General features: G+C 63.9%; 11 protein-coding genes and 1 pseudogene. 10 read left to right on the top strand and 2 right to left on the bottom strand.

Annotated features, from left to right (window positions below; genetic code table 11):
• Positions 1-53 precede the first annotated feature (53 nt).
• Entirely contained in the window at positions 54-956 is a 903-nt protein-coding gene (cysM, locus tag A9J21_RS21600; RefSeq protein ID WP_066739310.1) for a cysteine synthase CysM, read from the top strand.
• Positions 957-1,069: 113 nt separating this feature from the next.
• On the opposite strand, the gene mltB is transcribed toward cysM, so the two are convergent.
• Entirely contained in the window at positions 1,070-2,176 is a 1,107-nt protein-coding gene (gene mltB / locus A9J21_RS21595; protein ID WP_066739210.1) for a lytic murein transglycosylase B, read from the bottom strand.
• 151 nt (positions 2,177-2,327) lie between these two features.
• On the opposite strand from mltB, the gene A9J21_RS21590 reads away from it, so the two are divergent.
• The 7 genes from A9J21_RS21590 to A9J21_RS21560 all read left to right on the top strand — a co-directional run bounded on the left by A9J21_RS21590 (position 2,328) and on the right by A9J21_RS21560 (position 9,750).
• Positions 2,328-3,251, top strand: a complete 924-nt coding sequence (locus tag A9J21_RS21590) for a histone deacetylase family protein (RefSeq protein ID WP_066739209.1) — start codon at positions 2,328-2,330, stop codon at positions 3,249-3,251.
• 169 nt (positions 3,252-3,420) lie between these two features.
• Entirely contained in the window at positions 3,421-4,455 is a 1,035-nt protein-coding gene (locus A9J21_RS21585; RefSeq protein ID WP_066739208.1) for a methionine ABC transporter ATP-binding protein, read from the top strand.
• Positions 4,445-5,098, top strand: a complete 654-nt coding sequence (locus A9J21_RS21580) for a methionine ABC transporter permease (RefSeq protein WP_066739207.1) — start codon at positions 4,445-4,447, stop codon at positions 5,096-5,098. The genes A9J21_RS21585 and A9J21_RS21580 overlap by 11 nt, the downstream gene beginning before the upstream one ends.
• A 41-nt stretch (positions 5,099-5,139) precedes the next feature.
• Complete coding sequence (locus A9J21_RS21575) at positions 5,140-5,934, top strand: MetQ/NlpA family ABC transporter substrate-binding protein (RefSeq protein ID WP_066739206.1); 795 nt, start codon at positions 5,140-5,142, stop codon at positions 5,932-5,934.
• Between the two features lie 209 nt (positions 5,935-6,143).
• Positions 6,144-6,893, top strand: coding sequence for an electron transfer flavoprotein subunit beta/FixA family protein (locus A9J21_RS21570; protein ID WP_066739205.1), 750 nt, complete (start codon positions 6,144-6,146; stop codon positions 6,891-6,893).
• A 19-nt stretch (positions 6,894-6,912) separates the two neighbouring features.
• Positions 6,913-7,848, top strand: coding sequence for an electron transfer flavoprotein subunit alpha/FixB family protein (locus tag A9J21_RS21565; protein WP_066739204.1), 936 nt, complete (start codon positions 6,913-6,915; stop codon positions 7,846-7,848).
• Positions 7,849-7,965: 117 nt separating this feature from the next.
• Complete coding sequence (locus A9J21_RS21560; protein WP_066739203.1) at positions 7,966-9,750, top strand: acyl-CoA dehydrogenase; 1,785 nt, start codon at positions 7,966-7,968, stop codon at positions 9,748-9,750.
• A gap of 73 nt (positions 9,751-9,823) precedes the next feature.
• Here the strand turns inward: A9J21_RS21560 and A9J21_RS21555 are convergent, their stop codons facing one another.
• Positions 9,824-11,128, bottom strand: a complete 1,305-nt coding sequence (locus tag A9J21_RS21555) for a D-amino acid dehydrogenase (RefSeq protein WP_066739202.1) — start codon at positions 11,126-11,128, stop codon at positions 9,824-9,826.
• Between the two features lie 109 nt (positions 11,129-11,237).
• On the opposite strand from A9J21_RS21555, the gene A9J21_RS21550 reads away from it, so the two are divergent.
• Together A9J21_RS21550 and A9J21_RS21545 are read left to right on the top strand one after the other, a co-directional pair.
• Positions 11,238-11,753, top strand: coding sequence for an Lrp/AsnC ligand binding domain-containing protein (locus tag A9J21_RS21550; protein ID WP_066739201.1), 516 nt, complete (start codon positions 11,238-11,240; stop codon positions 11,751-11,753).
• A gap of 69 nt (positions 11,754-11,822) precedes the next feature.
• Positions 11,823-12,110: pseudogene (locus A9J21_RS21545) on the top strand (radical SAM protein); the annotation flags it as partial.
• Positions 12,111-12,197 lie beyond the last annotated feature (87 nt).

Genomic DNA, 12,197 nt, shown 5'->3' with positions numbered 1-12,197 from the left:
GCGGGTAAGGTTGGTGCATTACAATGGCCGACGAAAACCGACCACCCCGCACCATGGCCTACAAAACGATTGAAGACACCATCGGCAACACGCCGCTGGTACGACTGCAGCGCATTCCCGGTGCTGCCATCGAAGCGCGCGGCAACGTGATCCTTGGCAAGCTCGAGGGGAATAACCCGGCGGGTTCGGTCAAGGACCGCCCCGCGCTGTCGATGATCCGCCGTGCAGAAGAGCGCGGCCGCATCAAGCCCGGCGACACGCTGATCGAAGCCACATCGGGCAATACCGGTATCGCCCTGGCCATGGCAGCCGCCATCCGCGGCTACCGCATGGTGCTGATCATGCCCGAGGACCTGAGCCTGGAGCGCCGCCAGAGCATGGCCGCCTATGGTGCGGAAATCATCCTGACCCCGGTCAAGGGGGGCATGGAATATGCGCGTGACCTGGCGGAAACCATGGAGCGCGAAGGCAAGGGCGTGATCCTGGATCAGTTCGCCAACCCGGACAACCCGCTGGCGCACTACGAAACCACGGGGCCCGAACTCTGGCAGGACACCGAGGGCCGCATCACCCACTTTGTCTCGGCCATGGGTACCACCGGTACCATCACGGGCGTGTCGCGCTTCCTGAAGGAAAAGAACCCGGCGATCCAGATTATCGGTGCCCAGCCGGCCGAAGGCTCGCGCATTCCGGGTATCCGCAAGTGGCCCGAAGCGTACCTGCCGAAGATCTACGATCCGAAGTTCATTGACCGCCAGGAGCCTGTCACCCAGGCCGATGCCGAGCATATGGCACGCCGCATGGCGCGCGAGGAAGGAATCTTCTGCGGTATCTCGGCCGCCGGTGCGCTGTGCGTGGCGTTGCGAATTGCCGAGGAAGTGGAAAACGCGACGATCGTCTTTGTCGTCTGCGATCGCGGCGACCGCTACCTGTCCACGGGCGTCTTTCCCGCCTGAGTCCTGACTTGACTCGCACCTGAGTGCCTGCCTGACGCACGCACTCGCCGCCCATGAAAAAGCCCCGCCGGCATCGCCGCGGGGCTTTTTCTTTGGCGATTGGCCAGGCCAGGTCAGCCCATCGCGGCCTTGACCGCCTCGCCCAGCTGATACACCGCCAGCGCATAGAAGAAGCTGCGGTTGTAGCGCGTGAGGACGTAAAAGTTGCGCAGGCCGATCATGTATTCGGTCGGCTGGTCCGGCGTCGGCAAGTCGACGATCAACACGCCGGTTTCGCCTTCGCGCTGCACGTCGATGGGCTCGTCCACACGCAGCCCGGCCTTGGTCAGCTGGTTCAGGGTGCGTGTCGGCCACGGTTCGCCGTCGGCGGCAGCGGTAGCCACGCCCAGGCTGCCGGCGTCGCCGGCAATGCGCCAGACCACGGGCCGGCCCGGTTCCCAGCCATGCAGTTGCAGGAAACGGCCGACGCTGCCAATCGCATCGGTCGGGCTGTTGCGCAGATCGACATGACCATCGCCGTCATAATCGATGGCGTACTCGCGCAGACTGGTCGGCATGAATTGCGGAATGCCAACCGCCCCCGCGTACGAGCCCAGTACCGAGAACACGTCGGTTTTGGTGTCGCGGCACCAGACCAGGTAATCGGCCAGCTGGTTGCGGAACAGCGTCGTGCGGGCGTCGCGATTCGGCGTGTCCGGGTAGTCGAAGGCCAGCGTGGACAGCGAGTCGAGCACGCGGAACGTGCCCATGTCGCGGCCGTAGATCGTCTCCACGCCGATGATGCCGACGATGACCGATGCCGGCACACCGAATTCGGCCTCCGCGCGGCGTAGCGTCTCGCGGTTCTGTTGCCAAAAGCGAACACCGGCGTTGATGCGGATCGGTTCGATAAAGCGCGACCTGTACGCGCGCCAGCTCTTCTTGCCCGGCGTGGTCGGCGGCATGATCAATCGCGAGACCGTGGCCGAATACACAGCCTGGCTGAAATACGATTCCAGTTCGGCCCGCGGGAAGCCGTTGCGCGCCACCATCTCGTCGATGAACGCCTGCGTCTTCGGATGATTCCGGTAGCGGCCCGGTTCGATTTCCTCTTCCCGGACACTCACGCGGCGTTTGCCGGCGGCCAGAAGCCCTGGAGAAACGCCGCACAGGCCCAATGCGGCAGCGGTAAGTGCGGCGCCCAGCAGCGGGCGGCGCAGGGAGCGCTGTTGGTCGGTCATGTTGTCCTTTGCAAGTCGCACCGAGTATAGCGGATGCGATACATGCGCCGCCCCGTTCGGGGGCATTTGGTTACGAAGTTCCGGCGTCTGAAACCCGGGCACGTCCTGTGCTAACGTAACGGTTGGAGACAAACTTGACCCACAATCCAAAATGCCAACGGGTTATTACACGCATCCGTCGTTCCTGCTGCACGAGATGGGATTTTTCCATCCCGAATGCCCGGAACGTCTGCAGGCCATCGAAGACCATCTGATTTCGCATGGGATGGACGGCCTGCTCGACCGGCGCGATGCCCCGGCCGCCACCGAAGAACAGATCGAACGCGTGCATCGGCCCGACTACGTTGCCAGCCTGAGCGCCAACAGTCCGTCGGCCGGCTATTACCCGATCGACCCCGATACGTCCATGAACCGCCACACGCTGACTGCCGCCACCCATGCGGCCGGTGCGGCCGTGGCTGCCACCGACGCGGTGATCGCGGGCCAGATCGAGAACGCCTTCTGCTGTGTGCGCCCGCCCGGCCATCACGCCGAGCCCGATCACGCCATGGGTTTCTGTTTCTTCAACAACGTGGCGATTGCGGCCCGGCATGCCATTGCGGCCCACGGCCTGCAGCGCGTGGCAGTGGTCGACTTTGACGTGCATCACGGCAACGGCACCGAAGCGGCTTTCCGCGACGACCCGCAGGTCCTGATGTGCAGTTTCTTCCAGCACCCGTTCTATCCGTACAGCGGGAGCGAGCACGTGGCGACGAACATGTCGAACATCCCGTTGCCGGCCTACACGAACGGCATGGCCGTGCGCGAGGTGGTGGAAACCATCTGGCTGCCGCGCCTGAACGAGTTCAAGCCGGAGATGATCTTTATCTCGGCGGGCTTTGACGCGCACCGCGAAGACGACCTGGGTCAGATGGGCCTGGTCGAGCAGGACTACAGCTGGATCACCGAGCAGCTGGTGCAGGTGGCGAAAACCCACGCCCAGGGCCGCATCGTGAGCTGCCTGGAGGGCGGCTATAACCTCAGCGCGCTGGCGCGTAGCGTATCCGCCCATCTGAAGGTGCTGATGGAAGCTTGAATATGACTTATGGGGCGCAAAATGGCGTTCTATATGACGTGAGCGCATAAAGCCATCGAAAAAATCTCGTTTGAGGTATGAAGCGGATCGCATAAAATGCGGGCTTCACAAAAATAAGACCGGCAACACCGCAGGAGACCCCGCGCTGTTGCCGTTTTCTTTTCTCTTCATGATCGAACTGCAAGGACTCTCGCAGCGGTTCCCCGGCGGGTCGGGGGAAGTGCATGCCCTGCGCGATGTCAGCCTCTCCATCGCCGCCGGCGAGATCTTCGGCATCATCGGCCGAAGCGGCGCCGGCAAGAGCACGCTGGTGCGTGCCATCAACCTGCTGAACCGGCCCAGCGGCGGCCGCGTGATCGTCGACGGCCAGGATCTGACCGCGCTGTCCAACGGCCCGCTGCGCCAGGCGCGCCGCGAGATCGGCATGATCTTCCAGCACTTCAACCTGCTGTCGTCGCGCACCGTGTACGACAACGTGGCGCTGCCGCTCGAACTGGCGGGCAAGTCGAAGCAGGAGATTGCGGCAACCGTCGAGCCGTTGCTCGAACTGGTGGGCCTGTCGAAGCTGCGCGACCGCTATCCCGCCCAGATCAGTGGCGGGCAGAAGCAACGCGTGGGCATTGCCCGTGCGCTGGCCAGCAAGCCCAAGGTGCTGCTGTCCGACGAAGCCACCTCCGCGCTGGACCCGGAAACCACGCGCTCGATCCTGGAACTGCTCAAGCAGATCAACAAGGAACTGGGCCTGACCATCGTGATGATCACGCACCAGATGGAGGTCATCAAGCAGGTCTGCGACCGCGTGGCCGTGCTCGAAGCCGGCCAGGTCGTGGAAACGGGCCGCGTGATCGATGTGTTCCTGCGTCCGCAGCATGAAGTCACCCGCGCGATGATCGGCGACGTGATCGCGCAGGAATTGCCTGCCAGCGTGCTCAAGCGCGTGGAAAGCCGTCTCGGCAATGGCCGCGACCACGTCTATCGCCTGGCTTTCACGGGCGAGAACGTCGACCAGCCGGTGCTGGCGCAGGCCATTCGCCAGCACGGCCTGGACTTCAATATCCTGCATGGCCATATCGACGAGATCCAGGGCCAGGCCTTTGGCTCGCTGGCGATCATGGCGACCGGGGAGCCCGCCGACGTGCGCGCGGCAATGGACTACCTGCAGACGCAGGGCGTAGTGGTGGAGGAGATCGAACATGTGGTCTGAAATGTTTGACCTGTTCCTGTCGTCGTTCGGCGAGACGCTGCTGATGGTGGCGATCTCGGGCGTGGTCGGGTCGCTGCTGGGTGTGCCGCTGGGCGTGCTGCTGCACCTGACCAACCGGGGCGGCGTGCTGTCGCATCCGCTGTTCAACCGCACCATCGGCGTGGTGGTGAACGCGGTGCGTTCGATTCCGTTCATCATCCTGCTGGTGGTGGTGATCCCGTTCACGCGCTTTATCGTCGGGTCGTCGATCGGTACCACGGCGGCCATCGTGCCGCTGACGATTGCCGCCGTGCCGTTTATCGCGCGGCTGGTGGAAGCCGCGCTGCGCGAAGTGGACAAGGGTCTGGTGGAAGCCGCGCAATCGATGGGCGCCACGACGAGCCAGATCGTCTGGAAGGTGCTGCTGCCCGAGGCCATGCCCGGCATCGTGGCGGGTTTGACGATCACGTTCGTCAGCCTGGTTGGCTATTCGGCCATGGCCGGCGCCATCGGCGGCGGCGGGCTCGGCGATCTGGGCATCCGCTATGGCTACCAGCGCTACATCACCGAGATCATGGTGGCCGTGGTGCTGATCCTGCTCGTGTTCGTGCAAGCCGTGCAGAGCTTTGGCGACTGGCTGGTCCGCCGTATCAGCCATCGTTGATCCAGAATAATTTTTCGCAGGGAAACTCAGGGGTAAACGCAATGCAACGTCGTAGTGTGATCAAGAGCGCCATCGTCGCGCTGGGTGTCGTGGTGTCGGCTGGCGCGTTCGCGCAGGACAAGCCGATCAAGGTCGGCGTAACGGGTGGCCCGCATGCCCAGATCATGGAGCAGGTCAAGAAGGTGGCGGCCAAGGACGGCCTGAACATCCAGGTGGTGGAGTTCAGCGACTACATCCAGCCCAACGCGGCCCTGGCTGCCGGCGACCTCGACGCCAACAGCTACCAGCACCTGCCGTACCTGGAAGCCCAGATCAAGGACCGCGGCTACAAGTTCACGCATATCGCCTTCACGGTGACGTTCCCGATGGGCGTCTACTCGAAGAAGATCAAGTCGCTGGACCAGATCAAGCAGGGCGCCCGCGTGGGTGTGCCGAACGATCCCACCAACGGTGGTCGCGGCCTGTTGCTGCTGCAGTCCAAGAGCCTGATCAAGCTGCGCCCGGACGCCGGCCTGAAGGCCACGCCGCTGGACATCGTCGAGAACCCGAAGAAGATCAAGATCGTGGAACTCGATGCCGCCCAACTGCCGCGTTCGCTCGATGACCTCGATGCTGCCGCGATCAACGGCAATTACGCCGAATCGGCCGGCCTGTCGCCCACGCGCGATGCCATCGCCACGGAAGGCCCGAAGGGTCCGTATGCCAACCTGATCGCAATCCGGGCCGCCGACAAGGACAAGCCTTGGGTAGCCAAGCTCGTGAAGGCGTACCACTCGCCCGAGATCAAGGACTACGTACAGCGCACTTTTAAGGATTCCGTGATTACCGCCTGGTAATTTCTGGAGTTTTTCATCCAAACTCTGTGCCTGCAGGGCATCCTGCGGCACAATCGGGATGAATTTTTTGGATTGCCGGCTATGCCCGGCAATTCTTTGTCTATAAAATAGTACGATCGTTCGAAAAACAAGAGAGTCGCCACCCCGGTGGTTATAATGGCGAGCGATTCAAAAACTTTGGAACTATCAGCTATCAGTGGAGTGAGCGCATGAAAGTACTCGTCGCAGTCAAGCGGGTGGTGGACTACAACGTCAAGGTCCGCGTGAAGTCGGATGGCACGGGCGTCGACCTGGCCAACGTCAAGATGAGCATGAACCCGTTCGACGAAATCGCCGTCGAAGAGGCCGTGCGCCTGAAGGAAGCCGGCGTCGTCACCGAGGTGATCGCCGTGTCGTGCGGCGTGGCCCAGTGCCAGGAAACCCTGCGTACCGCGATGGCCATCGGCGCCGACCGCGGCATCCTGGTGGAATCGAACGAAGACCTGCAGCCGCTGGCCGTGGCCAAGCTGCTCAAGGCGCTGATCGACAAGGAACAGCCGAGCCTGGTGATCCTGGGCAAGCAGGCCATCGACGACGACTCGAACCAGACCGGCCAGATGGTGGCCGCGCTGGCCGGCCTGCCGCAAGCCACGTTCGCCTCGAAGGTGGTCGTTGCCGACGGCAAGGCTTCCGTGACGCGTGAAGTGGATGGCGGTCTGGAAACCCTGTCGGTGAAGCTGCCGGCCGTGGTGACCACCGACCTGCGCCTGAACGAGCCGCGCTACGTGACGCTGCCGAACATCATGAAGGCGAAGAAGAAGCCGCTGGATACCGTGAAGCCGGAAGACCTCGGCGTCGACGTGAAGCCGCGCCTGCAGACCGTCAAGGTTGTCGAGCCTGCCAAGCGCAGCGCCGGCGTGATGGTGCCGGACGTTGCCACGCTGGTGCAAAAGCTGAAGTCGGAAGCCAAGGTTATCTGAGCGCGGGGGAGAAAAGAACATGACTGCACTTGTCATTGCTGAACACGACAATCAATCGATCAAGGCCGCCACGCTGAACGCCGTGACGGCTGCTGCCCAGTGCGGCGGCGACGTCCACGTGCTGGTGGCGGGTTCCAACGCCCGCGCTGCCGCCGACGCCGCCGCGAAGATCGCCGGCGTGGCGAAGGTCCTGCTGGCCGACGCGCCGTACTTCGGTGACGGCCTGGCCGAAAACGTGGGCGAGCAGATCCTGGCCATCGCCAGCGACTACTCGCATATCGTTGCCCCGGCGACCGCCTCGGGCAAGAACATCCTGCCGCGCGTGGCCGCCAAGCTGGACGTGGCCCAGCTGTCGGACATCACCAAGGTCGACTCGCCCGATACGTTCGAGCGCCCGATCTACGCCGGCAACGCCATCGCCACGGTCAAGTCGGAAGACAAGATCAAGGTGATCACGGTGCGTGGCACGGCATTCGACCCGGCCGCCGCCGAAGGTGGCTCGGCTGCAGTGGAAACGCTGCCGGCCGTGGCCGACGCGGGCATCTCGCAATTCGTGTCGCGTGAAGTGACCAAGAGCGACCGTCCGGAACTGACCGCCGCCAAGATCATCGTTTCCGGTGGCCGTGGCGTGGGTTCGGGCGAGAACTACACCAAGGTGCTGACCCCGCTGGCCGACAAGCTCGGCGCGGCGCTGGGCGCATCGCGTGCCGCAGTCGATGCCGGCTTCGTGCCGAACGACTACCAGGTGGGTCAGACCGGCAAGATCGTGGCCCCGCAGCTGTACATCGCCGTCGGTATCTCGGGCGCGATCCAGCATCTGGCCGGCATGAAGGACTCCAAAGTGATCGTCGCGATCAACAAGGACGCGGAAGCCCCGATCTTCTCGGTGGCTGACTACGGCCTGGTGGGCGACCTGAACACCGTGGTGCCCGAACTGGTGGCAGCACTGGGCTGATACGGCCCGACTGGCCGGTTCGACATCGCATTGAACCGGCCGCAAGCAGCACTACTATAAAGCCGTTCCGGGTAGCTTCCCGCGAGCGGCTTTTTTGCAGGATCGTGGAGACATACGATGACCTACCGCGCACCACTCAAGGACATGCAGTTCGTCATGAACGAACTGGCAGGGCTTGAACAGATCAGCCAGTTGCCCGGCTATGAAGAGGCAACCCCCGATACGGCACAGGCAGTGCTCGAAGAGGCCGCCAAGTTCAACGAACAGGTGGTGGCGCCGCTGAACCGTACGGGCGATCTCAACCCCAGCAGCTGGAAGGATGGCGTGGTTACCACCACGGCGGGCTTCAAGGACGCCTTCCGCCAGTTTGGCGAGGGCGGCTGGCAGGGCGTGCTGCATCCGGCGGAGTTCGAAGGCCAGGGCCTGCCCAAGCTGATCGCCACGCCGTGCATCGAGATGCTGAACAGTGCGAACCTGTCGTTCGCGCTGTGCCCGCTGCTGACCGATGGCGCCATCGAGGCGCTGCTGACGGCCGGCAGCGATGCCCAGAAGGCCACTTTCCTGCCGAAGCTGATCTCCGGCGAGTGGACGGGCACGATGAACCTGACCGAGCCGCAGGCCGGTTCGGACCTGGCCGCGGTGCGCACGCGGGCCGAGCCGCAGGGTGACGGCACCTTCAAGATTTTCGGCACCAAGATCTTCATCACGTACGGTGAGCACGACATGGCGGACAACATCGTCCACCTGGTGCTGGCGCGTACGCCGACCGCGCCCGAGGGCGTGAAGGGCATTTCGCTGTTCATCGTGCCGAAGTTCAAGGTGAATGACGATGGGTCGCTGGGCGAGCGCAACGACGTGCAATGCGTGTCGATCGAACACAAGCTCGGCATCAAGGCCAGCCCCACGGCCGTACTGCAGTTTGGCGACCATGGCGGTGCCATCGGCACGCTGGTCGGCGAAGAGAACCGCGGGCTGGAGTACATGTTCATCATGATGAACTCGGCGCGCTTTGCGGTGGGCATGCAGGGCATTGCGATCTCCGAGCGCGCCTACCAGCAGGCCGTGGCCTACGCGAAGGACCGCGTGCAGAGCCGCCCCGTGGATGGATCGGCGCGCGAGGCCGTCACGATCATCCACCATCCGGACGTCAAGCGCATGCTGATGACGATGCGCGCGCTGATTGAAGGTGCCCGCGCCGTGGCCTACGTGGCCGCCGCCGCCAGCGACGTCGCACACCAGCATCCCGATGACGCCGTGCGCCGCCAGAACATGGCGCTCTACGAATTCCTGGTGCCGGTGGTGAAGGGCTGGAGCACCGAGCTGTCGATCGACGTGACGAGCCTGGGCGTGCAAGTTCACGGCGGCATGGGCTTTATCGAGGAAACGGGCGCGGCGCAGCATTATCGCGATGCCCGCATCCTGCCGATCTACGAAGGCACGACGGCCATCCAGGCCAACGACCTGGTCGGCCGCAAGACCGTGCGCGACGGCGGCGCCGTGGCGCGCGCCATCTGCGCGAAGATCGCCGAAACCGAAGCGGAACTGGGCAAGCACGGCGGTGCGTCGTTCCAGGCCGTGCAGGCGCAGCTGAAGCAGGGACGCGAGTCGCTGGAAGCCGTGGTGCAGTTCGTCGTCGAGACCACCAAGGGCGATCCGAATGCGGTGTTTGCGGGCAGCGTGCCTTACCTGAAGCTCTGCGGCATCGTGCTGTCGGGCTGGCAACTGGGCCGCGCCATGCTGGCGGCCGATGCCAGGCGCGCGGAAGATCCGGCGTTCTACGATGCCAAGATCGCCACTGCGTATTTCTTCGGCCAGCACATCCTGTCGCAGGCATCGTCGCTGCGCGCAGCCATCGTGGAAGGTGCGGAACCGATCAACGCCATGACGGCCGATCAGTTCTGATCCTCTACGACGCACCGTAGAAAAGCGAAAGGGCGACCCAAGGGTCGCCCTTCTTGCCTCTGCGGGAAGCGAATCAGGCCGGCACCGGGCGCGGCACGTGGTGCGTGCGCGGCTGCTTGCGATAGCGATCCACCGACAGATCGTCGGCGCGGATTGCCGGGCGCGTGCCCGATACCAGGTCGGACAGCAACTGGCCCGAGCCGCAGGCCATCGTCCAGCCCAGCGTGCCGTGGCCGGTGTTGAGCCACAGGCCGCGAATGCCGGCAGGGCCCACTACGGGCGTGCCGTCCGGCGTCATCGGACGCAGGCCAGTCCAGAACGTGGCGCGGCTGACATCGCCGGCGCCCGGGAACAGGTCGGTGACCACGTGTTCGAGGGTGCGGCGTTTGTTCGGATCCAGCGAACGGTCATAGCCGACGATCTGCGCCATGCCACCCACGCGGATGCGGTCGTCGAAGCGCGTGATCGCCACCTTGTAGGTTTCGTCCAGCACCGTCGATACCGGGCTCTTCTCGGCGTCGAGCAGCGGCACCGTGATTGAGAAGCCCTTGAGCGGGTAGACCGGCAGGTTCGACAGCCCCGGCAGCACCGGCTTCACGAACGGCGTGGACCAGCTGCCCAGCGCCACCACCACGGCATCGGCCAGCATCGGTTCGCCGCCGACGATGGCGCCGGTCACGGCGTCGCCCTGGGTCAGCAGGCCATCAATGGACCGGTTGTACTGGAACTGCACGCCGATCGATGCGGCCATGGCCGCCAGCCGTTCGGTAAACAGCTGGCAGTCCCCGGTTTCATCGTTCGGCAGGCGCAAGCCACCGGCCAGCTTTTGGCCAGCGGCGGCCAGCGCCGGTTCGCTCGCGCCGAGTTCGTCGCGCGAGAGCAATTCGTAGGGCACGCCGGCTTCCTCCAGCACGGCGATGTCACGTGCGGCGGCTTCCAGCTGTGCATCGGTACGGAACACCTGCAGCGTGCCCTGCTGGCGACCTTCGTAGGCGATGCCGGTCTCGGCGCGCAGCGTGCGGATGCAGTCGCGGCTGTATTCGGCCAGACGCACCATGCGCTCCTTGTTCACGGCGTAGCGGTCGGCCGTGCAGTTCTGCAGCATCTGCCACATCCACTGCAACTGGAACAGCGAGCCATCGGGTTTGATGGTCAGCGGCGCATGTTCCTGGAACATCCACTTGATCGCCTTCAGCGGCACGCCCGGTGCGGCCCACGGCGACGCATAGCCCGGCGAGATCTGGCCGGCATTGGCAAAGCTGGTGCCAAGCGCGGGGCCGCCTTCGCGGTCCACCACGGTCACTTCGTGACCGGCCCGGGCCAGGTACCACGCACTGGTGACGCCAATCACGCCACTGCCAAGAACAAGAACGCGCATTTTCGGGGGCTCCGTACTGCCAAATAGGGCTATGGAAGAATTCGCTTCTATACTATTGACTTCGAAGCAGTGTTAGTTCGCGAATTTCTTACAAAAACAGGAAAGATTCATGAGAACAAGCCGTCAGCCGATTCGCTCGCTGGATCGCCTGGATCGGAAGATCCTGGGCGTGCTGCAGGCCGATGGCCGGATATCGATGAAAGACCTGGCGGAGGCGGTGGGACTGACGATCACGCCCTGCATCGAGCGCGTAAAACGGCTGGAGCGCGATGGGGTCATCATGGGGTATTACGCGCGGCTGAATCCGGCCCTGCTGGGCAGCGCGCTGCTGGTGTTTGTCGAGATTTCGCTGAACAACAAGTCGGGCAACATGTTCGAGCAGTTCCGGCGCGAGGTGCTGCGCATCCCCGAGGTGCTCGAATGCCACCTGGTCTCGGGCGATTTCGATTACCTGATCAAGGCACGCATCCGCGAGATTGGCGAGTACCGGCGGCTGCTGGGCGACATCCTGCTGCAACTGCCGGGAGCCGCGCAGTCGAAGAGCTACGTCGTGATGGAGGAGATCAAGGAGACGCTGGCGATTGCGGTGGATGCCAAGGAAAGCGGCGTGTCCGGCACGGCGTGAGATCCGGCTTGGGGTCGAGCCATCGATACTGTATATTTGTACAGTATCGTCTCGCCCCCACACCCATCCATGCCCCCGATTCCGATGCCGCCCCGCAAGGGCCGCGGCGCTGTCAGTAACCTGCAGGGACGCTTCGAACGCGACCAGCGCGAGGCCTTCGACGACGGCTGGATGGTGCCCGATGCGTTGCCGGCCGATGACGGAACTGGCGTCGGATCGGCGCTGCCGCCGAAGCTTGTGACGCAGGTCACGCGCGAGCAGGCCAGGTCGATTCTCTCCCGTAATGCTTCGCCTGATATCCCGTTCGATACGTCACTGAATCCGTATCGCGGCTGTGAACACGTTATGCGACACTGCATTGTGTTCACAGACTGTAGTACCCTGAATTTGGGGTTGGAAGTCTATTAGGTTGGGCGCCTGCGAAGCGGGCGAACCTTCGAGTGT

The organism is Cupriavidus sp. D384 (assembly GCF_001652915.1).
GTDB lineage: Bacteria > Pseudomonadota > Gammaproteobacteria > Burkholderiales > Burkholderiaceae > Cupriavidus.
Note: the sequence above shows the minus strand (reverse complement) of the source record. Positions and strands in the feature narration are given on the sequence as shown.

What these genes read in the sequence shown, in the direction of transcription:
- A9J21_RS21590 (WP_066739209.1), top strand. Translation starts at nt 2,328, where the DNA reads ATGCCAACGGGTTATTACACGCATCCGTCGTTCCTGCTGCACGAGATG.
- A9J21_RS21550 (WP_066739201.1), top strand. Translation starts at nt 11,238, where the DNA reads ATGAGAACAAGCCGTCAGCCGATTCGCTCGCTGGATCGCCTGGATCGG.
- A9J21_RS21560 (WP_066739203.1), top strand. Translation starts at nt 7,966, where the DNA reads ATGACCTACCGCGCACCACTCAAGGACATGCAGTTCGTCATGAACGAA.
- cysM (WP_066739310.1), top strand. Translation starts at nt 54, where the DNA reads ATGGCCTACAAAACGATTGAAGACACCATCGGCAACACGCCGCTGGTA.
- A9J21_RS21585 (WP_066739208.1), top strand. Translation starts at nt 3,421, where the DNA reads ATGATCGAACTGCAAGGACTCTCGCAGCGGTTCCCCGGCGGGTCGGGG.
- mltB (WP_066739210.1), bottom strand. Translation starts at nt 2,176, where the DNA reads ATGACCGACCAACAGCGCTCCCTGCGCCGCCCGCTGCTGGGCGCCGCA.
- A9J21_RS21555 (WP_066739202.1), bottom strand. Translation starts at nt 11,128, where the DNA reads ATGCGCGTTCTTGTTCTTGGCAGTGGCGTGATTGGCGTCACCAGTGCG.
- A9J21_RS21580 (WP_066739207.1), top strand. Translation starts at nt 4,445, where the DNA reads ATGTGGTCTGAAATGTTTGACCTGTTCCTGTCGTCGTTCGGCGAGACG.
- A9J21_RS21565 (WP_066739204.1), top strand. Translation starts at nt 6,913, where the DNA reads ATGACTGCACTTGTCATTGCTGAACACGACAATCAATCGATCAAGGCC.
- A9J21_RS21575 (WP_066739206.1), top strand. Translation starts at nt 5,140, where the DNA reads ATGCAACGTCGTAGTGTGATCAAGAGCGCCATCGTCGCGCTGGGTGTC.
- A9J21_RS21570 (WP_066739205.1), top strand. Translation starts at nt 6,144, where the DNA reads ATGAAAGTACTCGTCGCAGTCAAGCGGGTGGTGGACTACAACGTCAAG.